We start from the raw sequence: 22,892 nt of genomic DNA on the forward strand, positions 1-22,892 counted from the left end.
TAGAGTTTCCCGTCTATTCCTGTCATTCTGGAAGAATCAAAGAAGATTAACTTACTTTTTATGCGTGTGTTTCTTATCTCGAACTCACGTTAATAAAGGCAAATATTTACATTCAAAGTTGTAACAGTAACTTTTATCAATACAACCTTTAGTTAATTTACTGTTAGCTTTCTACTACTGTACTAGCAATTAATATTTACGATAAAAGCTTTCAATTTTACTGGTAAGTTGGTTGTAAATGGGTTTAGTAAATTCCACAAAAAGAAAATGCGGAGCTGGCTTTGGACTTTCCCGGCGATTAGCTTTCTTTTTTTGATCTTTGCTTAAGGCTCTTTCATCACCTTTATAAGAAGCCCATTCGTCGCGCCAAACAAAAGTACCGGGCATCTTTTCTTGTGTAATAACATTTTTTGTTTTCCAATCCATTACTCTAAAATCAAGCAAACCGCTTGAAGAAATTGTTTTCTCGAAAGTAATGTATTTGGCTTTTACGGTGCCGTACACATCTTTACCTTCAACAGTTCCGGTTTTAACGCTATCCCGGGTTACCTCTTGTTCTTTTTCTTTTAAATAAGTTTGCCCAACTACAAAATCATCGAAAGAGAGAGTTAGCACCTGATCCGGAACAAAAGACTTTGCCCGGGCTTCCTGCGGCGTGTAGAACTTTATGAAGCTTTTCTCCTCGTAATGTTGCAGGTATTCAAAAATTTTATTTTGAAAATATTCGTTACTCAGCTTGTAGATTCCCTTTTCTATTTCAACTGGCTCTACTACTACTTTTAACAGGGCGGCTAAGTAAGTGCTGTTTAATTTTTGCCGGACATCTTTATAATCCGGAATAAACAGGTCGGCGCGCTCAAAATGTTGATAGGCTTCTTTGGCACTTACCCGATTATTTTCGTTTAACAATTTAATTCCAAGGGCATAACGTACTTCGGTGGCTTTTTGCTTAGCTGTTTCTAATTGCTCCTGGTATTTGTCTTCAGCTCCAATAACCTGCCGGCAAGAGGGGCATCCCCGAATGGATTCAATCAAACTGTTCATACTTTCGTATTCCTGGATAACTTTTTCCCAGTGAAATACCTCGCTTGAATGAATGGCGTCTTTAATTCGATTCTGATGATCTTCGCGGGCGTAGCGATACGCTTGCTGCAAAGTGGTTAAAGCCTTTTTGTTTTTAGGATCTTTTTGCAACCGGTTTACTGCCTGATAAACGGCCCGGTCATAATCGCCTTTTTCGAAAGATTGCTTTCCGCTGGAGCAAGCACAGCTAATCAGCAGTATGCCATACAATAATAATTTTTTGAATTTAGTAAGTACAAATTTGTCCATCTTTAGAATTGCATTATTATGATTAACCTCGTATACAAATACCTGCTCTGTGGCGCTCCGACGAAGTAGAATGTAAGATAACAGAATAAAAAAGCATGCCAACTTAAATGCAACACACCAGAAAACACGAAAGCCGCTCTATCTTAAAAGCGGCTTTCGTGTTTTAAACAAATATTCTCTAAATAGGAAATTTAAAAATCTATTTACACCCGAACGGTTCGCTGGCGTAACAGGAAATCTATCAGCACCAAAGCAGTCATGGCATCTACAATTGGTACAGCCCGTGGTAATACGCAAGGATCGTGGCGCCCTTTGCCCTCCAAGGTAATGCTTTCGCCCTGATCGTTAATACTGGTTTGGGGTTGCAGAATAGTAGCCACTGGTTTAAAAGCTACCCGGAAGTAAATATCTTGTCCGTTAGAAATACCGCCCTGTATACCACCGGAGTGATTGGTACGCGTTTGTACCCGACCATTCGAATCGGTGTAAAACTCGTCGTTATGCTCCGAACCGTAAAGAACAGTTCCGGCAAACCCACTGCCGTATTCAAATCCTTTTACTGCATTTATACTCAGCATGGCTTTACCTAGCTCAGCGTGCAATTTATCAAAAGCGGGCTCTCCTAAACCTACCGGTACTCCCTTAATCACACAAGTAATCACCCCTCCTATCGTATCGCGGTTTTTACGGGTTTCTTCTACCAGGCGAATCATTTCTTCGGCTACCAGGGGTTGCGGACACCGAATTTTATTACTGTCGATTTGGGTTAAATCTAACTGTTCGTACGACTCCGTTAAAGCAATAGGCCCCACCGAAGAAACATAAGAGGCAATTTGAATACCTTGCTGTTTTAGATATTTATTCGCAATGGCACCCGCCGCTACCCGGGCCAAAGTTTCACGGGCCGAAGATCGCCCGCCTCCCCGGTGATCGCGCAAACCGTACTTTGCGGTATAGGTATAGTCGGCGTGCGAAGGCCGAAAAGCGTGTTCTAAGTGAGAATAATCTTTACCAGCCTGATTTTTATTATTCACCATTAAGGCAATAGGGGTGCCGGTTGTTGTATTTTCGTATAATCCAGAAAGGATAATAATTTCATCTTCTTCTTTACGTTGGGTAGTAATATTAGATTGCCCCGGACGCCGCCGGTCTAGCTCTAATTGAATTTCTTCCCGTGTAATTTCCAGACCGGCCGGACAGCCATCTACCACTACTCCTACAGATTGCCCGTGTGATTCGCCAAAAGTAGTTATCCGGAAAATTTTGCCGTACGAGTTACTCATTTATCTATTTCTCAAAAAAATGTAAACTGATATTATCAGCAAAAGTAATACAATCAGGTTGGTATACAATTTAAGTTTTTCGAATTTATGCATGCTCACGAGCGCATTGTCTTCCGTTTCGATGAGTTTGTAGAAGTCGCCGGTAATGCCGGTTTCTATGGCGGCATCTTTATTAATCTTACCACTCACTTTAAGGGTTAATTTAGAGGTAAGCGTATCGTACTGTTCTCGTACCGGGTCGAAATACACAAATTGCAATAAACGGCTAAGCGGAAAAGTACCGGGAGCTTTGGGAACAATGGAGTACAAAAACCGTTTAGAGCCGGAAATACGCTCTCTTTGCCGGAGCAGGTTCTCTTTTATCTGAGGCGGATATATTTCCAAGGCAGCTTGATTCTGCAACGTAGGATTGGGTAAACCGGCAATATTACCTTCTCCGATTACGGCAAAAGAATAATTTACCGCCTGGTTTAAAGAAATAAGCGAGCGATCTATGGTTTCGTCGAGGCGGTAAAGGCCTACGGGAACGGACTCGCGTAATGGATGAGCCGGCAATGGTTTCACCTGAATACTTTCCGGTTCGGTGGTAAATTCTTTTATTTCCGATTGACGCTTTTCGTTTGCAAAAGTAGCATCTTCCGCTGTGGTGTACTTTACCATTTTTAAAGATAAAGCCGGAAAAATTAAATTTTGGGTATTTAAAGGATAGTAAACCGCTTCATATAATTTATACCTTAGGTAAGGCACTTTGCTTACTTGCACCGAATCAGGTAAAATTTCTGTTTGCTCAAAAGCTTCTTCCCAAACATTTGGTTGCTTCATTTGCTTAAATAAAGGAGGTAATTGCTGCAAAAAATTATAAAATTCTAATTGCCCATTTTCTGAGGGAAGTAAATAAAAGTATAAGGCTACATGTAAGCCTTCGCCCATATAAACTTGTTTTTTACTTGTTTCTAAGTTCAGAAAAGATTGTGGCGTTTTAATCGTTGAATTTTTTACTTCGGGTGGCACTTCCGCTGTAGTTTCTAAAGCATTTTCGTCTTCTGTAATAGGTCCTACTTGAACCCTGGTACCAGGACTTTTTACCGGAATACCATTAACCACCATTGTAAACGGTTTTATAACAAAAGTACCTTCGTTTAAGGCCGCGTAATTTTGTGTATGTATTTCCTCCAGCAGGTTATTACCCGATTTTAAAGTTGTTTTTTTGGAAAACCGGCTGCTTTTCTGAAAACCTTCAATTTCCGGGAAAATGGAAGCTTCTTTTAGGGTAGCTCCTTTCAGGCGAATGGAAATAGTAAAATACGTTTCAATTGGTATTCTGGTCGAGCCAAACTCAATGCTGATCTGCTGGCTATAGCCAGGCAGCATACACATTATAAAGCCAAGAAATAAGGCAATTTTTTTAAGCACAAACAAGATTTAATTCTAACAAACCCTAACTCGCCGGAAAACGAAGGAAAGTTAGATTTTATTCTGCCAAAATAAAAGTATGTCTCCCACGCCAAAATAAATAAGGTTTATAGCGCATAAAGTAACTTTTCTTTTGAGGTAAATAAGAATTCCCCCGGTTTGTAATAAAATATATACTCTATTTTAGAAAAGTTGAAATCCAAAATCAGCAGACATTTCGTAGGTCGGTTAACTGTGCAATTTGGTAAGGTGCCGATAATCCTTTCTAACTCATCTTTACCCATCACAGATTTTATGTTTCACAATTAATTTAATTACCTATTATGACGAAACTATTGAAACCGAATGAAAGCGGTTATGGGTTACTGGAATCGGTTAACAAACCCATAAACCGGAAAAGCTTTTTTAAATTCGCCGGTGCTGGGGCTGCGTTTACCACCCTGTTACTATCTGGTTGTAACGACGACGATGATGGTAAGTTTAATGGAGTGGTGTATACGCCTCCCACAACCGGAACGGATGCTGTTAGTCTTGGCTCCGGAGATGTAGGCATTTTAAATTATGCGTATGCCTTGGAACAACTAGAAGCCGCTTTCTATACTCAAGTAATTACTACTAAGTACGCTGGTATGACGGCTCTGGAAACGCAAATTTTAACCGATATTCGTGACCACGAGATTGCGCACCGCGAATTTTTTAAAGCAGCTTTAACGGCCGCGGCTCCGGCTGCTATAATTCCAGGCTTAACCCCAAATTTTTCTTCTATTAATTTCAACGACCGTACTTCGGTTTTGAATGCGGCAAAAACATTCGAAGATTTAGGTGTATCTGCTTACAATGGAGCGGGTAAACTTCTTACAACTCCCGATTTTCTGGTATTAGCCGGTAAAATAGTGTCGGTAGAAGCTCGTCATGCCGCTGAAATTCGGGATTTAATCGAAAATGGCACTTTCTCCGATACCGCTAATAATGATAAAGGATTTGACCTAGTGGCCGATCCGGCAACAGTATTGGGCGCAGCCAAAAGCTTTGTAAAAGAAACGATTGACTTTAGTAAGTTACCTACATCTTAATTTTAAAGGAGACCACAAACCATGAATATACCTAACCTGCTTACCCAAATTGAAAAAGTAGATCCGGAAGTTTACGACCGCTTGGATTCTCGTCGGGCAATTTTTAAACACTTTGCCGGATTTGGCAAAAAGTTAGCTGTTGCCGCGGTACCATTGGCTTTTAGTTCCATGCTGAATAAAGCTTATGGGCAAACCAATCGGTCGGTTACCGATGTACTTAAATTTGCGTTTTTATTAGAAAATTTAGAAGCTGAGTTTTACAAACAAGCCGCGGCTAAAGATATTTTTGCCACTCCAGCCGGTAAAAAAGCATTTGAAACAATCCGGGACCACGAAATAGCCCACGTAGCCTTCTTAAAAACTGCCCTAGGAGCCGATGCTCCTAATTATTCTGCTGATACCTTTGATTTTGATGCCGGTGGCGCTTTGGGTGGCAAAACCTTTACTGATTATGGTACTATGCTAGCCGTAGCTCAAGCTTTTGAAGATACCGGAGTACGGGCCTATAAAGGACAGGCGGCTTTCTTAATGAGTAACAACGACGTATTGCAAGCTGCGCTTCAAATCCATTCGGTTGAAGCCCGCCATGCGGCCCACATTCGGCGAATGCGCCGTGACATGGCCACCATGCCGGCCGATCAGAAACCTTGGATTACCGGAAAAGATCGCGGTGGTTTACCCGCCTTAATCCAGCCTGTTTACGACGGGGAAGATGTAACTACCCAAGCAACAGTGAAAATAACCGGAACTTTTGGTGGCATAACCATTAGCGATGCTGCCGCTTCCGAAGCCTTTGACGAGCCTTTAACCACCGAACAGGTAACTACCATTGTTACTCCATTTTTAAAATAATTCAAATTTCTCTATATAAGTAAATAAAAAAGGATGGGTTACCCATCCTTTTTTATTTAAGGTACTTAATAAATTTAAAATCTGGTTTTTGAATATTATTTAATAAAACAGTCCCTAACTACTTAAGTATAATGATGTTTAGTATAAATATAATAATTCTTTAAAATATCTTCAACATACCTAAGTCAATTGCGTATATTAAATACATCAAAGTAAGCCTTTATTTTGAAGGATTGTTAAATAAAAAATTCAGATTTTAAACACCAAAAAAATGTTAGAGTATGTTAAAACTATTCTTGTTAAAGTAAGTTTTGATGTCCGATTATTTGAAAAAGAGCTTCGTAAAGCTCTGAAAATGCTCGCTCAGGAAGAATTAGAACAACTACGGCAATGGTGCTATGCGCGATTCTCCGGAATTTACCACAGCATAATTAACCGGGTTTTCACGAAAGCTTCTTAGTAACTTAGTCTTCTTTATTTTGTGTAACAAATTTAATATTACGTATGAGGCCGTTATAACCCGTTCGTTTAACGGCCGACTTACGAAACACTTCTCTAAATACTTCTTCGGTAATTTCCTGCCACTCTTTTTTTGATAAGTTTTTTAAGTCCGGATGCGGTTGAAAGGCAGACTCTTGGTTTGGCCGCGCAAAACGGTTCCAGGGGCAAACATCCTGGCAAATGTCACAGCCAAATATCCAGTTACCAAACTTTCCATTTACAGTATCGGGTATCTGGTCTTTTAATTCAATGGTAAAATACGAAATGCATTTACTCCCATCCACCACGTAAGGCTCTATAATAGCATTGGTAGGGCAAGCATCCAGGCATTTGGTGCAGGTGCCGCAATAATCTTTTATTGGACCATCGTAGTCTAATTCTACATCTAAAATTAATTCGGCAATAAAGTAAAAGCTACCTACTTGGGGAGTAATTAAGTTGCTGTTTTTCCCTACCCAACCTAAACCGCTTTTTTTGGCCCAGGCTTTATCCAAAACCGGAGCCGAGTCTACGAAGGCCCGACCGCCTACCTCTCCAATATTTTCCTGCAGGTAGGTCAGCAACGTTTTAAGTTTATCTTTAATGACAAAATGGTAATCTTGCCCGTAGGCATATTTCGAAATTTGGAAGGTATCTGCAGGTTGCTGTTCTTCCGGGTAATAGTTCAGCAGCAAAGAAACTACTGATTTAGCGCCGTCTACTAATAAACGTGGGTCCAGGCGTTTATCGAAATGGTTCTCCATATAATGCATTTGGCCGTGCATCTGACGGTTTAGCCAATTTTCCAAACGAGGTGCTTCTTCTTCGAGGAATTCGGCCTTTGATATGCCGCAATACATAAAGCCTAGCTCTAAGGCTTTTTGCTTTACTAATTGCGTATAATGTTGAGTTAATAACAAAATAGAGTTTGATTTGGCACTGTAACAAAAATATATAGAATTAAGTCCTAATCAACAACTAATTTTAATCGCTGAACCTAATAGGTAAATGGCTTAATCTAACACTAAAGAAGATTTTTTTACTTAAAGCACTTGGAAATGCTTAAAGTACCCATATTGCTGAGTATAGAAATTTAGTAAATCTTCATGAATTAAAAAGCAGGCATTAAGCCTGCTTTTTCCCAAAAAACTAAACAAATTCTAAACTCAAGATAAAGGCGAATCAAATAAAGTACCCACTTGCCGCGGTGGAATTTTACCTAAGTGAATATAAGCCAACTCCGTAGCTTCGCGACCACGAGCAGTACGCTTAATATATCCTTCCTGAATTAAAAACGGTTCGTATACTTCTTCAATGGTTTCGGATTCTTCGCCGCAGGCTGTAGCAATAGTGGATAAACCTACCGGACCACCCTTAAACTTATCAATAATGGTGTTTAAAATCCGGTTGTCCATTTCGTCCAAACCGTTATGATCTACATCCAAAGCATTTAGCGCAAATCGGGCAATTTCTACGGTAATGGTACCATCACCTTTAATCTGGGCAAAATCGCGGGTACGGCGTAATAAATTATTGGCAATCCGGGGGGTACCCCGGCTCCGGCGGGCAATCTCGAAAGCCGCATCTTCGTGAATAGGCGATCCCAAAATATCTGCCGACCGTTTTACAATGCTGGTTAGTAAAGCAGAGTCGTAGTACTCTAAGCGGGAATTAATGCCAAACCGCGCCCGTAATGGGGAAGTAAGTAAACCCGAACGAGTAGTAGCGCCAATTAAAGTAAATGGATTTAAACTGATTTGCACGGTTCGGGCATTTGGACCCGAATCCAACATAATATCAATTTTATAATCTTCCATGGCCGAGTATAAATACTCTTCCACGATGGGATTGAGGCGATGAATTTCGTCAATAAATAAAACATCGTTGCGCTCGAGGTTCGTTAACAATCCGGCTAAATCGCTGGGTTTATCCAGTACCGGGCCGGAGGTCATTTTTATATTGGCATCCAGCTCGGAAGCAATAATATGCGACAACGTAGTTTTACCTAAACCTGGAGGTCCGTGCAGGAGCACGTGATCTAATGCTTCGCCCCGCCGACGGGCAGCCAGCACAAATATTTTTAAATTTTCGACAATCTTATCCTGACCAGTAAAGTCCCGAAAACTTAACGGCCGGAGGGCTTTGTCTATTTCTTTTTCGGCCTGCGACATATGATCGTCACCGCCGGTTAAATATTCTTCACGCATATATGAGTAGTCGAAAGTTCCGGTTTTATATCTTAAAGTTAACACTTTAAACCCGTAAATCGCTCCTTTATGGCTGGAAAATTAAACCAAAAAACTAACTTTTTTATATTAATCCTTAAGATTCCCAAAATATTTAGCAAATTCCAATTGTTTTACTTGCATTTTTCTTTAAAACTTCTAAATTACTAAATTTGCAAGCTAGTTATATTGATTCTTATTTTAGGTTGACAGAATTGCGGTTGCTTCAATTTCTATTAATAATTCCGGCTGAATGAGCGCTTTTACTTCCAGCATAGAGGTAACTGGTTTAACAGTACTAAAATACTCTCCGTGGGCGCGGCCAATGTCTTCCCAATTAGCAATATTTGTTACAAACATCCGGGTCCGGACGACATCGGCCATACTTGCTCCAGCTTCCTGCAAGGCTTTTTCAATTTTAGACAAAATGAATTTGGTTTGCTCGTAGGCATCACCTGGGCCAATTACCACATCACCGTCAACGGCTGTGGTACCAGCTACCTCTACTACATTGCCAATGCGCACGGCTCGCGAATACCCTATTACATCTTCCCAAATAGCACCCGAAGAAATATTTTGACGATTTTTAGTTTGCATGATTAACTTAGATAATAGTTGCTTTTATTCCTGAAGTCAGGAGACTAAACTTCCAAATGTCTATGAAGCACAAGTCTTCCTTGGCTAAGACTTTCGCTAATGCTAGGCTTGTTTTATTTATTTTTAGTCTTGCTACTTAGATCCTGCTACTTGGGTCTTGTTTACTTAAACGCCGGAATACCCGTAATATCGGCACCCGTAATAAGCAAATGAATGTCGTGGGTGCCTTCGTAAGTAATTACCGATTCCAGGTTCATCATGTGGCGCATAATCGGGTATTCGCCGGTAATCCCCATTCCACCGTGAATTTGTCGGGCTTCACGGGCCACCTGTAAAGCCATCTCTACGCTGTTGCGCTTGGCCATGGATATTTGCTGGGTAGTTGCTTTACCTTCGTTTTTTAAAGTGCCTAGTCGCCAGGCCATTAGTTGGGCTTTAGTAATTTCGGTGAGCATTTCGGCCAGTTTCTTCTGCACTAGCTGGAACGAAGCAATGGGTTTATCGAACTGAATCCGCTGCTTGGCATAATTTAAGGCCGATTCATAACAGTCAATAGCGGCTCCAATAGCTCCCCAGGAAATGCCGTATCGGGCGGAATCAAGACAGCTTAAAGGTCCTTTTAAACCTTCAATGTTAGGCAGAATATTTTCCTTTGGAATTTTTACGTTTTCAAAAACCAGTTCGCCGGTTGTACTCGCGCGTAAGCTCCATTTATTATGAATTTCGGGCGTAGAAAAGCCTTGCATTCCCCGTTCTACAATAACCCCTTTAATCCGGCCTTCTTCGTTTTTGGCCCAGACTACGGCTACCTGGCAAGCGGGAGAGTTAGAAATCCACAGTTTAGAGCCGTTCAAAACAAAATAGTCGTCCTTTTCTTTGAGAGAAGTGAGCATACCCCCCGGATTGGAACCATAATCGGGTTCCGTTAAACCGAAACAACCCAACCATTCGCCACTCGCCAATTTTGGTAAATACTTACGCCGCTGCTCTTCCGAACCATATTGATAAATAGGAAACATAACCAATGACCCTTGCACCGAGGCAGTAGACCGCATTCCTGAATCGCCACGTTCAATTTCTTGCATTATAAGGCCATATGAAATATAATCTAGCCCACCGCCACCGTATTCCGTTGGAATGGTAGGACCAAAAGCACCTACTTCGCCAAATTTTCGGACAATTTTTATTGGGAAATACGCATCCTGTGCCCACTTTTCTATGTATGGTGAAATCTCCCGCCGCACAAAATCACGCATGGTTTGCTGAATCAGCTTATGCTCTTCGGTTAGCAGGTCAGAAATTTGAAAATAATCGGTCATAATTAAGGATCGCGGATTTAAGCGGATTAATAGGATTACGCAGATTTTAAAATGTAAAATTAAATAGATTAAAAATTCGACCTATGTGGATATTCTTGAAAGATAGCTAATGTTCTATTTTAATAAAGTTATACTCAATTAGTAAGCAATTATATACTTTTTAGGAAGATACTTCTTTAACCTATGGTATTATAACCTAGCTTTCTCAGAATTGTTGTGTGCCTGATAAGTTACCACTTCTTGGCAGAATCTCCATCCATTCTATTATAAATAATTACCGGTCTTCCCACTAAGTTGCTATCTTAACCTTGCTAAAAATAAAAAAGCCTCCGAAGAAGCTTTTTTATTGAATTTCTCAAAAATTGCCTACTTATATACAATGTAGTCCATTCTGTTCCTGGCAGAGAATCTTAATAACTTTAATTCATAAAAAGAATCCGCGTAAATCCGCGATCTAAAATTTAACCCCTACCGACAATAAAAAATTACGGGTAGCCTGCGGATAATAATAGTTGTAATCGTAGCGGGTAGGGTCGCCGGAGTATTGCTCACTGAACGTATACCCATTTGCCTCATACTTTTTATTTAAAATATTGTTAATGAGTAAACCTAATACCAGTTCTTTCATAAACTTAGGTTGAATGGTATAACGCAAGCGCACATCGGCTACCTGGTAACCTTTTATTTGGCGTAAATCATTGGATGTATTATCTAAATACTGTTTGCTTACAGTTTTGTACAGTAGGGCTGCTCGTAAACCTTTAACAGGCTGAATTTCTAATTTATGCGCCGAAATAAAATTAGGCGAGAAAGAAATATCGGTCTCAGCATAAGTATTTTCTACAGTATTTTCTACGTTATAATCGGCATCGTATACATAAACTGTTTCGAGGTAATTTTTAATTTTATTCCGGCTAAGCGTAACCGTACTGCTAAACTCAACCTTATCGTTCCAGTTAACTAAACCGGCTAACTCTACACCTGTACGGTAACTCCGTTTAATATTGGTACGCAACGGCGATCCCACGTCGTTTAACTGACCGGTTAATACTAATTGGTTATAATAATCCATGTAATAATAATTCGCATCTAAACTGTAGCGCACTTGCCTGCCATTGGCGTAGGTTTGGTTTTCCCGTAAGCGGTAACCTGCTTCCAGGTTATACATGGTTTCGGCTTTAGGTTGCTCACTCCCTTTGCGGTCCACAAAATCGCTCCGGACTGGCTCGCGATTACCTACGGCGTAAGAAGCATACACTGTTTGATTGGGCGTAAAAGCGTAAGTTATACCGGCTTTAGGATTTAAAAAAGTGAAATTTGCTTGCTGAGTTACATCCCGCTGGTTGTCGTCGGTACCGGCTAATTCGTAATGAATAATTCGGGATTGGACATCCCCGAACAAACTTAATTGATCGGTTGCCTGGTAATTTACTTTGCCGTAAACCGTAAAATCGGTTTTTAGAGCTTCGCCCTGGTAATAACGCTGCCGGATTTCACTGTTAGAAGCAAAACGTGCCCAAATTACTTCGCCGTAATGATCGCCATCGTAGCGGTTCCAGGAGCCACCTAAAGTTGCCTTAAATAATCCTTGGGCAGCATGGTAGTTAAGCGCGTAAGTAGCTCCGTAAAAATAATTATCGAGCCATTTGCGGCGGATTAAATCAGTCCGGGAAATGGTAGTATCGCCGAGTATAACGGGTGGCAAGTTATAATTGGCCAAACTTTGATCATTTTTATATTGTTCGTAATAGCCTTTGCCCCGGGTTAAATGGAAGGCGCCTCCAAAATCAAATAAAGACCCAAAAGTTTTAGAATAATGCAATTGGTAATGATCTTGCTGATAATTATCCGTCTCGTTGTTGTAGGTTAAAGAATTATAAGTACGATTTGTTTTAAGTGAATCTTCGGGCACCCCGTTCCAGGCCTGGTAGGTTTGCTCCTGCCCCGAAAAAGTAACAAACTTCAGCATACCGGTTTTACCCGTGTAACCCGCCGCAAAATAATACGATTTCAGTTTAGAGAAAGCCCGATCGATGTAGCCATCCGAAGAAATTTTAGATAGACGTCCATCAATAGTAAATTTATTATGCATTAACCCGGTCCCAAAGGAAACCGAATGTCGCCAGGTGTTAAACGAACCAAATGTATTAGTAACTTCGGCGTAGGGTTCGGGGGTTAAGCCAATGGTGCGCATGTTTAAACTTGCCCCAAAAGCCCCCGCCCCGTTAGTAGAAGTTCCTACTCCCCGCTGTACTTGTATGTCCTGCACCGAAGAAGCTAAATCGGGCATGTTCACGAAAAAGGCTCCGTGCGATTCGGCGTCGTTGACCGGAATACCATTTACGGTTACGTTAATGCGGGTAATATCCGAACCACGAATACGAATACCTGTATAACCTACCCCTGCTCCCGCGTCGGAATTAACTACTACTGATGGGGTTTGTTCTAACAAATAAGTTAAATCCTGACCGAAGTTACGTTCAGAGATTTGTTTTTTATCTACGTTGGTAAAAGTTGTACCTGTTTTGTCGTTAGCCCGAGTAGCGGTAATTACCACTTCGTTCGCTCGTAAACTGGTGGGGTTTAACGTTACATTTTGCGTAATATCTTGCTGTACTTTTAACGTAATAGTACCCGTTTCATAACCCAAATAGGATACGGCTAAAGTTTGTTTACCCGCTGGAATAGCAGATAACTGGTAAAAACCTTGTTCATTGGTAGTAGTGCCGGTTCGGTTTATTTGAACGGTGGCCCCTATTAAAGGCTTCTGAGAAAGCGCATCCACTACCCGACCACTCACTGTATATTGAGCAAAAGAATAAAAAGGCCCTACCAAAAAGACCCAAAGTAAAAGTACGTGTTTCATCCTGCTGAAATAGATTAATTAAAAACCAAGCAGGAATGCCCGATAAAAAATAAGCAACAAAAGAATAACCGTGTTTCCCTTCGCCGGCATTACCCGGATCAGGTTCAATGGGTATGATCTCAGCCCGATTTATTAAGGCACCCCTAAACTGCGTCAAAATTAACCGCAATTTTTTTTATTACAAATATTATATCTTATTTACTTTTTATTTATTATATTGTTATCCTGATTTTGAGCACAAAAAATGTTGCAGAATCAGGCCTGAATAAAAAAACCTCTTATTAGGTATTACGTTACAATCATAATGGCCTTATTAAATGCAGCTTAACCTTTAATAGTGACTAAATGCTATGTTAATTTCACTACTTTATACCTTTGCGGTGCTTACTATACTGGCGTATTTTATTGTAATGCCCCGCCGGAAATACAATAGACCTTCTTCTGAAGGCAGCGATGATGATGGTGGCGAGCCAATTGGACTAGATTTACCGGATCTAGACTTACCCCCGGGAATTTCTCTTCCTGTAAATGATTTTGAACCGGATTATAATAAACCTGCTCCCCGCATTTTTGTGCGCGAAGATGGTGTACTAATATATTCCTAAGAAGTAGTTTAACCGGTCTGCAAAAAAGGCTTTTGCCCTGATACTTACTAATCAGAGCAAAAGCCTTTTTTATTTTTTAAATTAATCAATTTTGAAATTCTTGATTATTTAGATTTCCATTTTATAGAAGTTTAACAAAATTAAAATTGTAAAAATACTTATTCGAAAGCATTTTTAAACTTCTCATCCGGCTCTCAATACCATTGTTTAAGCATTGCGCTTATATTCGAAATTATTCCAGGTTCATTTTCCTGAAGCTTATTACTTCACAGCTATAATATACTCACAGGTAAACACTTCATTTGGCGGTAAGGTTATTATACCTTCTTTCTCGGTAAGCTCGCCGGAACTGTTTATGCTATCGGCAATGCCGTGCCAGGGTTCGAGGCAAATAAACGGGGCATCCTGGCCTTTCGTCCAAATGCCTAAATACGGGTAACCTTTAAAAGTAAAATCCAAACCGTGATCATGATTTTTGCTTCGCAGACTAATTTTTTCGGAACGCAGGTTCTTTAAAACTATCGCATCTTTCTCCGTAAATAATTTATAAGTAAGCGGCAATTGATTGTCATTTTCGAGAGGCACTGGTTCCGTTTGGCCGTTCTGCAAACCATTATTCAATAAATACCTTTCTAAAGTTTCCGGTTGCTCGAATTTCAGATAGTAATCCGAAAATTTTTCATCAGGTAATAAGGGACAATTAAAACCTGGATGCGCTCCCAGAGAAAAATACAAACTATCTTTTCTGGGGTTTTCCACCCGGTAACTTATGGTTAAGGCATTTTCTGCTAAACGATAGCTTATAAAAAGCCCAAAATCGAAGGGATAGTTCGCCAAGGTAACTTCGGACTGGTTCAGTCGAAATGTTAATGAATTTTCGGTTTTACTTTCTAATGTAAAAGATTGGTCGCGGGCAAAACCATGTTGTGGTAAAGTATAAGACTTACCCTGGTAAGTGTACTGGTTATTTTTGAGCTTACCCACCATAGGAAACAAAACCGGAGCATGCCGCGCCCAAATCGCCGGATCTGCCTGCCAGATGTACTCTAGGTTTGTTTGGGTATTTTTAAAACTACACAGTTCTGCGCCGTGCTCCTGCACGCTAATTTGGTAAGTATTGTTTTGAAGAGTATGCATGAGAGTAGGTAAGTTTCAGATTATAAGCTTTACGTTCTAAGCCATAAATTTAAATTCCCGCCTGGGTAGCTTATTTAATTACTAAATTAAGTTGCTTTAAAAACAACAAGCAACTTAGCTTTACAATACAAGTTTATCTATCTGCTGGCGAGCAACTTCAAACCGATCGTGGTAAGAACCGGAAATTGTTACAAAGTTAAATTTATGATTTAGTAATTCGCGTTGGTACCAATCAAAAAAAAACTGCCGCAAATGCGGGTGTTCGCGTTGTGGATCTGGTTCCCAAGGCAAATCTATGTCCATCAGCAAGTACAAATCTATATTTTGTTGCTTAATAGCTTCTTGTAGCCAAACCGGACTGGTACTATACACATTTTCCAGCCAAATTTTTAGCACTATCAGTTCAGTATCAAAAAAAATAAGCTTGGGTGCTTGTTCCAGAGCTTTATTCATCCGGGCTAGCTGCTCCTTTGCAATATTTTCTACATCCGCCTGCGTGTAAGGTCGGTGCAAATTAGCTAAGTATTCGCGGGCGTATTCTGGCACCCAAATGGCTCCGTAATAATTTGCAAGTTGCTCGGCTAAGGTAGATTTCCCCGTTGATTCTGGTCCGGTAATGCCAATCGTAATTGTTTTTTGAGGCAATGATTCGAGATTTATAAGTTACTAGCTTAAACATGCTAATTTTTATTTACAAAGCAAAAGATGAAAGTATTACGCCTTACAAAGCTGAAATGTTAAAAGCCCAGAGATAACCGAAAAATTAATCTTCATTATTCACAAAAATCTATTATTACGTTATGGACTTAGTTTTACAAACTGGAATCTTAAATTCTGTTAATTAAAATCATTACTAAGTTGGCCGCTCTTCTCTTGATAAATCCGAATAAAGTTTTTGAATTTAAGATCCCTACTATCCATAATTACATCCATTTTTTTAGTAAATTTCTGTTACTGAACAATGTAGCTTCGGCTGGTTTTAAGTTTATATGATTTATTTTACCTATTCTTTATTCCTGATTAGTATTGGATACCATACTGATTTGATTAACTTTTATTAATACCCAACTAATAAACCAGGAAGCTTGTGTAATCAGGCAACCTTCTGCATCTAAGCAACATCTACTATTTAATCAATCTATTAAACTTAACTGCTATGAAAAAAATTACAGGAATTTTCTTGATTCTGACTTTCGCGATTGTTGGTTTATTTACGGCCTTTAAAAGCATGGCCGACGATAAAAAACCGTTCCAGGTAAAAGAATTTACTTTAAACGGAGCCGGTAAATTACAGGCTAAAACTTCAGGTGGAAGCATTAAAGTTACGGGCGGTTCGGGCAACCAGGTAAAAGTAATGGTATTTGTAACCCCATCTAATTGGAAGCGACGTATGGAAGCGCCCTCGCCCGAAGCTTTAGCCAAATACACCATCGACGTTCGGCAGGAAGGTAATACTATTTACGCCATTGCCGAGCGCAAAGAAAGAGGCTGGAATAATGAAAATGGTCTGAACATTGGTTTTGAAATAGAGATACCCCAGCAAATGGCTTGTAACCTGCGCACCAGCGGCGGCAGCATTAGTTTAGAATCGGTAACCGGAGAACAACAAGTAGAAACCAGCGGCGGAAGTCTGGCCTTTAAGAACATAAAAGGCAACATGGATGCTAATACATCTGGCGGTAGTATTAACCTGGCTAATTACCAAGGCGACCTGGATGCTAAAACCAGCGGTGGCTCTATTAACGTAGACGATGCCAGTGGTAGACTGAAAGTACATACCAGCGGTGGTAGCATTCACCTGGATAAAGTAGCCGGCGATATTGATGCCCACACCAGCGGCGGTAGCATTCACGCGGAAGTACAACGCTTAGGCAAATATTTAACTTTGGAAACCAGTGGTGGTTCCGTTCACGCTACTGTACCCGGCGGTAAAGGTTTAGATTTAGATTTAGAAGGCAACCGGGTAAAAACTGCTTTAACTAATTTTAATGGCACTTCTGATACGCGAAGGGTAAAAGGAACCGTAAATGGCGGTGGTATTCCGGTAAAAATGAGCACCTCAGGCGGTACTACTGAACTGTCTTACCGCATGTAGTAATAATCTGAAATCATTTCTTAAAAGAAAATGCTGGTATACGCATAGACGGCATTTTCTTTTTATTTCTAGATTTAAAACAATAAATCATATTAAGGCTTGAAGAACCTTTACCTAAAGTATCAAATTAAGAATATTTAACTATATCGTTCTTCTACACCCAAGCCAAACAAAGCAAAATCATACTTTACCGGATCAAGCGGGTCCAATTCCTGAAGTTTGGCGGTAAGTTCAACGGCAGTTTGCCAATCGGTTTGAGGACGGGTAATTAAACCTAAACGGCGGGCTACCCGATCCACGTGTACATCGCAGGGGCAAATTAAATCGGCGGGTCGCATGTGTTTCCAAATCCCAAAATCTACTCCATTGTTATCCTGGCGTACCATCCAGCGCAAATACATATTAATTCGTTTACAAGCTGATTTACGGGCAGGAGTAGAAATATGCTTTTTGGTGCGGTTAGGTGCTTCGGGTATAGAAAACATCAGATTATGAAAGTATTCCAGCCTATCCTTCTGATTATAAATTTTAATGGAATCTGAACCTACAAAAGCTAACTCTAAAGAATCGTGCTGCTGATAAAACTGGTTTAAAAAGTAAACCAAATAAAGTAAATCGGTATCGTTAAAAGTCCGGTGTTTAAAGCCCAGTAAAGCTTTCAGGTCCGAGTCCTGGTGATTTAAAATAAAATCATAAGGCACTTGGTCGAAGCGTTGCATGAGCTCGTTACATTTCGCTATAATAGTTTTCCGCTGCCCCCAGGCCAGCATGGCCGCAAACAAACCACTTATTTCAATATCCTGCTTGCAGGTAAACTTACGTGGAATAGAAATTGGGTCATCGGCAATAAAATTTGACCGGTTAAATTTCTCATAATTATGTTCGAGCAACGAATAGAGCTCCTGGAAAGGCAACATGGTTTATTTTTAATAAAAAACTAAAAAATAACTCTGCCTAAATCTCCGGAATGGAAGCTTAGGCAGAGTTAACTAAAATTAAAAAGTAAATACTATTAAGGCATGTAATTAACTTCTACCTGAAAGCGGCTGTCGGAGGCGGCAAGTTTCTGGTAGGCTCGCTTTGATACTCGAATAATAACTCTATCGTTGGTACTGTTTTCAGGTAATTTACCACTTACCCGTACGTACACACTTTGGTTATTTAAGGTATTTTTCACTTGCAAAATAGTACCCACCGGAGCGGTTTTATGCAAGGCTAAATATTTATTGCCTTCTGCTTTGTCCATTATTTCTGCCATCCCGCTTTCCGAAATCCGGCTTAAGTTTTCGGTGTAGCGGGTTTCGGTACGTTCTTCTTTTACATCCGAATTATCCCGGGTTGCCACCGAAGCAGTAGCCGATTTAATTTCTTCCCGGCGGGTAACAGGCTTTGTGCTGGCTGTTGGCGTAGTACTTACAACCTTTTCTTCTGCTTTTTCCTCATCTGCAATGGTCACCGGACTGGAAGTACTTGTTCCGGAGCTAGTAACCGGAGGCGCCACCACTAAACTTTGGCCTTCCTGCAGATCGTCGGAAGCTAAATTATTCCATTTTTTAATATCAGAGGTGCTTACATTATATTGCCGGGCAATGGAATACAAAGTCTGGCGGGCTCCTACCTGGTGCACTTTATTTCCATTACTACTTTCGTTTCCTGTTGTTGGGCTGGTTATTCCAGGACTAGTAGGCACCGAAGCAGAAGCTTCTTTTTGTTGACTAATTACCGGCGAAGTACTTTGGGCAGAAGAAGCTATACCGCGACTGGGAACAAAAACCGTTTGCCCTACTACTAAAGAGGTTACTCCCGGATTAGCTTGTTGTACTTGGGTAACCGAAACACCGTAGCGACGCGCTAAAGCATAAATTGTTTCTTTAGGGGCTACTTTATGAACGGTGAAGCTTTTACCATTTTTAACAACTGTACCTACCGAATCTACTAATGCCGGAGTAGCGGCTTGGGCAACCTGAATGAAACCGCAAGTAAAAACTGCGGCCAAAAAACCTTTAATCATACTAATATTCTAACGGGCTGAAGTTTCTTTCTTATTTCAAATTTAACCTTTCGCCCCGGATAAAAAAATTTACTTTTATTGCCAGCCTATATTTTCCAGAAAGATTTATCCACATTTGGGTTAAGGATTCTGCTAATTATTACTATTTAAGTCAGCTAGGTAATAGAGAAGATTTCAGATAGAAGAAAAAGATTTCTGCTGATGATTAGAAAATATTAACAGAAAATTTAAATTATATAAAAAAAATATTCTATGAACAAGAAAAATAAATCTTATTCCTAAAATCCGGAAATAACAAAAAGCTTACTGATTAGAAGACAGGATTTTATCGGCTACTTCGTACTGCACTTCTACCATAAAGCGGTTGTCTAAAGCTCCGAGGCGTTGGTAAGCTCGTTTCGAAACTTTAACGATTACTTTATCATTCGAACCAATATCGGGTAGTTTACCTATTACCCGCACCGAAACCGCCTGGTTATTCATCAGGTTACGAACTGTAATAAAAGAGCCTACAGGCGCAGTTTTATGCAAAGCCAGGTACTTATTACCCGGTCTACCTTCGCTGATTAATTCGGCCAGGCCACTTTCCGTTATCCGCGATATAGTTACCTTGGGAGCATCTGCGTCAATGTTGTCGTCGTGGCGAACAGCGGGGTTATCGGTTGGTACTGTTTCCGGACGAGAAACAACTACCGGCGCTTGCGTTAAAGTAGCTTCTTCGGGTTTAACCGGACTTACTGGCATTACCGCAGAATTAGCTACTGCTTTTGTGGCAACTGCCTGGGGTTTTACAATTAAAGTTTGATTATCGTGTACGTTATCGTCCGGCAGATTATTCCATTTTTTTAAGTCGGCAACGCTTATCCCATATTGGCGGGCAATAGAGAATAAGGTTTGTTTGCTATCTACCTTATGTACCTGATTTCCTTGTCCGTCAAACAGAGCTGGTCCGGCAGGCTTAGTACTAACCGATTTACCTTTTGGCTCTGTTTTAACCGGTGTTTTAATTTGATTTACTGTTTTAGCCGGATTACCTTTTACCACAGGCATTGGAACAAATATTACCTGTCCCACCAGCAGCGTGGTTAAACCCGGATTAGCTTGCTTAATTTTGGAAACAGCAACGCCGTATTTCCGTGAAACAGAAAAAATTGTTTCTTTCGCTTGTACCTGATGCCGGATTACCTGATTGCCGTTAGGAGCCTCCACTTTTACTGTATCCAACGGGGTTGCCTGACCGGCATTACAAACAGAAACTGCTCCCAGCGAAAATAAAGCCGCTACTAAAACCTTCATCATAACCATAATCATTAAACGGAATACCCTACCAGTGTATTTTTTTCTTTAATAAACAGCAGCGTATTATTAACTATAAAAAATGCATCCTGACTCAAACCGGAACCAATAGATACTAATACTTCTTCCAACAGCATCAAGCCATCGACGGCGGAGTAAACGCCTAAAATATTTTGCCACTTACTCTCAGCTATTAACTCGTAATAACCTAAAATTAGAAATTTTTCGGTTTCCAAATAATCAATAGCGCCATGAGCCTGCCGCCCAGAACGGGAAAGAATAAACTGACTCAGCAAAGCAAAATGCTCGCTAGTAGCCGGATGATGAACCGGAAAGTTACTACCAACGGTCCGTAAGCGATTAAACCTAGCTATTGCGGCCTGTGCTTCTTTTGGTGTAATATCTTTTTCCAGAATGGCACCGGTTTGAGCATCTACAGCCAGTAAACGATCCTGTTCTGTTTTAACCGGCCGGGCCAAAATCCGGGAATTATTAGCAAATCCGTAAAAAACCACTTGCTCGTGTTGCCACTTAACCTGAAACGAATCAGCCGTTATGGCCGTGATTCCCTGGTGAGTACCAATTGCCCGATTTCCAAAACCATGCAGGTACAATACTCCTCCCGAAGCTTCTTCCAAACCAATCCACCAGTTTTCGGGCAACCGGAAAGGGCCTACTATCTGACCCGTACTTAAATCCAGAACTGCAAATTCCACTTGCAACCGATCACTGTTTCGTAGCTCTAATACCAGCAAATTTTGTTCATAATCTGGCTTTATTTGCCAGATTGGCGCTTCAAACGTAAGCGAAAACTGTTTTTGCGGAATAGTAACTTTCAAAAGAATAACGGACCAGAACAACCAACTACCTGGTGTTGCAAAGGTAAAAAATCTATTGGAAAGCGAGGCTTTAAATTTTGAGATAATCTGGTTAAGACACCTAACGGATAACTGAAGAAAGAATTACTAAATTTACTTTTTGGACAGAAGAACCGCTTCTTTTGCCCAAACTTAACTTAAATTGCGGAGGTATTTTTTAGATTTACTTCGTTAAAATTTTACGATAATTCATAAATGGAAATAATCGGTATTATTCCGGCCCGTTATGCTTCTACCCGGTTTCCGGGAAAACCTTTAGTGTCTATCCAGGGCAAAACCATGATTCAAAGGGTGTACGAACAAGCCAGCCAGGCAAGGTTATCTAAAGTTTTGGTAGCTACCGACGATGAACGGATTTTGGCGGAAGTACAGCGATTTGGCGGGGAAGCTATTTTAACAGCAAGCCATCACCAAAGTGGCACCGACCGTTGTTTTGAGGCCTATACCCGCTACAATGTACCCCACGATTTTGTAGTTAATATCCAGGGCGACGAACCTTTTATTCAGCCGGAACAAATTAATTTACTTATTTCCTGTTTCGAAAACCCAGGTACCCAATTGGCTACGCTGGTTAAACCAATTGAAACCACTATTGAATTATTTAACCCGAACTCGCCCAAGGTGGTTATTAACCAACATCAGGAAGCGATTTACTTTAGTCGCCACCCCATTCCGTATTTGCGCGGCGCGGAAGAAAGCACCTGGGCCGTAAAACATTTATATTATAAACACCTTGGCATTTACGGCTACCGCTCCGACATTCTAGAGCAAATTACGCAGCTTCCTCCCTCACCTTTGGAAAAAGCAGAATCACTGGAGCAATTGCGCTGGCTGGAGAATGGTTTTAAAATTTCAGTTGCTGTAACCTACCAGGAAACCTTTGGTATTGATACTCCCGACGATTTAGAAAAAGTTTTGCAACAAAAAGGATAAATGGGTAAATTTTAATTTTCTAAAATAAAGTATAAGTCGTTCTTAAAGCCAAGGATATAAATTTTGCCAGCTGGTTAATTGCCAACCTTTTTCGCTTTGTAATTTGCCTGGGTAAGAATTTGCAAAACTTTATCGCGGAAATCGCCTTGAATAACAATTTCCTGGTCTTTAATGGTACCGCCTACGCCGCACTTATTTTTTAATAATTTACCTAATTCTTTTAAATCTTCTTCGGAGCCAACAAAACCTGTTACTAAGGTTACCTGTTTACCAGCCCGGGCTTTTTTATCGAGTTGTACTTTTAAATTTTGTTGCTGTGGCGGCAAGGTAGTTACCTGCTCCTCTTGCTCATATTCGTATTTGAATTCGGGATCGGTGGAGAAAACTACTCCTTGCCGTCCTTTTTTGTTTTTATCCGCCATTTTAGGTTTTAAGTTTTATGTGCTGGGTTGTACGTTTTTATTATTATTTTTTTACTATCAGGTAAGGGCCTTTTT

Annotated in this window: 21 protein-coding genes and 1 riboswitch; of the genes, 6 read left to right on the top strand and 15 right to left on the bottom strand. The window is 40.4% G+C overall.

All coding sequences use genetic code 11. From position 1 onward, the window contains the following. Positions 1-189 precede the first annotated feature (189 nt). From HUW48_RS15920 to HUW48_RS15930, 3 genes are all read right to left on the bottom strand, one after another. Positions 190-1,332 carry a hypothetical protein gene (locus HUW48_RS15920; RefSeq protein WP_182411893.1) on the bottom strand — a complete coding sequence of 381 codons (1,143 nt, stop codon included), beginning with the start codon at positions 1,330-1,332 and terminating at the stop codon, positions 190-192. Between the two features lie 203 nt (positions 1,333-1,535). Then, the gene (aroC, locus tag HUW48_RS15925) at positions 1,536-2,615 is read right to left on the bottom strand and encodes a chorismate synthase (RefSeq protein ID WP_182411894.1); all 1,080 of its coding nucleotides are present in this window, start codon (positions 2,613-2,615) and stop codon (positions 1,536-1,538) included. Next, positions 2,616-3,986: a BatD family protein gene (locus HUW48_RS15930; protein WP_182411895.1), complete on the bottom strand. Its 1,371-nt coding sequence runs from the start codon at positions 3,984-3,986 to the stop codon at positions 2,616-2,618. 365 nt (positions 3,987-4,351) lie between these two features. Here HUW48_RS15930 and HUW48_RS15935 point away from each other — a divergent pair, with 365 nt between their 5' ends. The 3 genes from HUW48_RS15935 (at position 4,352) to HUW48_RS15945 (ending at position 6,413) form a co-directional block, all read left to right on the top strand. Then, a complete protein-coding gene (locus tag HUW48_RS15935) occupies positions 4,352-5,101 on the top strand; it encodes a ferritin-like domain-containing protein (protein WP_182411896.1) in 750 nt (249 codons plus the stop codon). A 21-nt stretch (positions 5,102-5,122) separates the two neighbouring features. Beyond that, entirely contained in the window at positions 5,123-5,953 is an 831-nt protein-coding gene (locus HUW48_RS15940) for a ferritin-like domain-containing protein (RefSeq protein WP_182411897.1), read from the top strand. 271 nt (positions 5,954-6,224) lie between these two features. Next, positions 6,225-6,413, top strand: coding sequence for a hypothetical protein (locus tag HUW48_RS15945; protein ID WP_182411898.1), 189 nt, complete (start codon positions 6,225-6,227; stop codon positions 6,411-6,413). 4 nt (positions 6,414-6,417) lie between these two features. On the opposite strand, the gene queG is transcribed toward HUW48_RS15945, so the two are convergent. The 5 genes from queG to HUW48_RS15970 form a co-directional block, all read right to left on the bottom strand. Further along, positions 6,418-7,353 carry a tRNA epoxyqueuosine(34) reductase QueG gene (queG, locus tag HUW48_RS15950; RefSeq protein ID WP_182411899.1) on the bottom strand — a complete coding sequence of 312 codons (936 nt, stop codon included), beginning with the start codon at positions 7,351-7,353 and terminating at the stop codon, positions 6,418-6,420. Positions 7,354-7,599: 246 nt separating this feature from the next. Further along, a complete protein-coding gene (gene ruvB / locus HUW48_RS15955; protein ID WP_182411900.1) occupies positions 7,600-8,640 on the bottom strand; it encodes a Holliday junction branch migration DNA helicase RuvB in 1,041 nt (346 codons plus the stop codon). A 219-nt stretch (positions 8,641-8,859) separates the two neighbouring features. Further along, on the bottom strand, positions 8,860-9,255 hold the full coding sequence (locus HUW48_RS15960) for a RidA family protein (RefSeq protein ID WP_182411901.1): 396 nt from the start codon (positions 9,253-9,255) through the stop codon (positions 8,860-8,862). Between the two features lie 161 nt (positions 9,256-9,416). Next, positions 9,417-10,574 (bottom strand): acyl-CoA dehydrogenase family protein, encoded by a 1,158-nt coding sequence (locus HUW48_RS15965; RefSeq protein WP_182411902.1) that lies wholly within the window; start codon positions 10,572-10,574, stop codon positions 9,417-9,419. 454 nt (positions 10,575-11,028) lie between these two features. Beyond that, complete coding sequence (locus HUW48_RS15970) at positions 11,029-13,440, bottom strand: TonB-dependent receptor (RefSeq protein ID WP_182411903.1); 2,412 nt, start codon at positions 13,438-13,440, stop codon at positions 11,029-11,031. 57 nt (positions 13,441-13,497) lie between these two features. Then, a riboswitch (TPP riboswitch) is annotated at positions 13,498-13,595 on the bottom strand. A 195-nt stretch (positions 13,596-13,790) separates the two neighbouring features. On the opposite strand from HUW48_RS15970, the gene HUW48_RS15975 reads away from it, so the two are divergent. After that, positions 13,791-14,045, top strand: a complete 255-nt coding sequence (locus tag HUW48_RS15975) for a hypothetical protein (RefSeq protein ID WP_182411904.1) — start codon at positions 13,791-13,793, stop codon at positions 14,043-14,045. 261 nt (positions 14,046-14,306) lie between these two features. On the opposite strand, the gene HUW48_RS15980 is transcribed toward HUW48_RS15975, so the two are convergent. Both HUW48_RS15980 and HUW48_RS15985 read right to left on the bottom strand, forming a co-directional pair. Beyond that, positions 14,307-15,182 (bottom strand): aldose 1-epimerase family protein, encoded by an 876-nt coding sequence (locus HUW48_RS15980; RefSeq protein ID WP_182411905.1) that lies wholly within the window; start codon positions 15,180-15,182, stop codon positions 14,307-14,309. Positions 15,183-15,302: 120 nt separating this feature from the next. Continuing rightward, complete coding sequence (locus tag HUW48_RS15985; protein ID WP_246343505.1) at positions 15,303-15,827, bottom strand: AAA family ATPase; 525 nt, start codon at positions 15,825-15,827, stop codon at positions 15,303-15,305. A 511-nt stretch (positions 15,828-16,338) separates the two neighbouring features. Between HUW48_RS15985 and HUW48_RS15990 the strand changes: the two genes are divergently transcribed. Then, positions 16,339-17,277, top strand: coding sequence for a DUF4097 family beta strand repeat-containing protein (locus HUW48_RS15990; protein WP_182411906.1), 939 nt, complete (start codon positions 16,339-16,341; stop codon positions 17,275-17,277). Between the two features lie 137 nt (positions 17,278-17,414). Here the strand turns inward: HUW48_RS15990 and HUW48_RS15995 are convergent, their stop codons facing one another. The 4 genes from HUW48_RS15995 to HUW48_RS16010 form a co-directional block, all read right to left on the bottom strand. After that, positions 17,415-18,194, bottom strand: a complete 780-nt coding sequence (locus HUW48_RS15995; protein WP_182411907.1) for a TIGR02757 family protein — start codon at positions 18,192-18,194, stop codon at positions 17,415-17,417. Positions 18,195-18,289: 95 nt separating this feature from the next. Continuing rightward, on the bottom strand, positions 18,290-19,288 hold the full coding sequence (locus tag HUW48_RS16000) for a septal ring lytic transglycosylase RlpA family protein (RefSeq protein ID WP_182411908.1): 999 nt from the start codon (positions 19,286-19,288) through the stop codon (positions 18,290-18,292). A 303-nt stretch (positions 19,289-19,591) separates the two neighbouring features. Beyond that, complete coding sequence (locus tag HUW48_RS16005; RefSeq protein WP_182411909.1) at positions 19,592-20,587, bottom strand: septal ring lytic transglycosylase RlpA family protein; 996 nt, start codon at positions 20,585-20,587, stop codon at positions 19,592-19,594. A gap of 11 nt (positions 20,588-20,598) precedes the next feature. Further along, complete coding sequence (locus tag HUW48_RS16010; RefSeq protein ID WP_182411910.1) at positions 20,599-21,423, bottom strand: DUF4905 domain-containing protein; 825 nt, start codon at positions 21,421-21,423, stop codon at positions 20,599-20,601. Positions 21,424-21,657: 234 nt separating this feature from the next. Here HUW48_RS16010 and kdsB point away from each other — a divergent pair, with 234 nt between their 5' ends. After that, entirely contained in the window at positions 21,658-22,395 is a 738-nt protein-coding gene (gene kdsB / locus HUW48_RS16015; protein WP_182411911.1) for a 3-deoxy-manno-octulosonate cytidylyltransferase, read from the top strand. Between the two features lie 74 nt (positions 22,396-22,469). Here the strand turns inward: kdsB and HUW48_RS16020 are convergent, their stop codons facing one another. Beyond that, positions 22,470-22,817, bottom strand: coding sequence for a translation initiation factor (locus HUW48_RS16020; protein ID WP_182411912.1), 348 nt, complete (start codon positions 22,815-22,817; stop codon positions 22,470-22,472). Between the last annotated feature and the right edge of the window lie 75 nt (positions 22,818-22,892).

The sequence above is a fragment of the Adhaeribacter radiodurans genome (assembly GCF_014075995.1).
GTDB lineage: Bacteria > Bacteroidota > Bacteroidia > Cytophagales > Hymenobacteraceae > Adhaeribacter > Adhaeribacter radiodurans.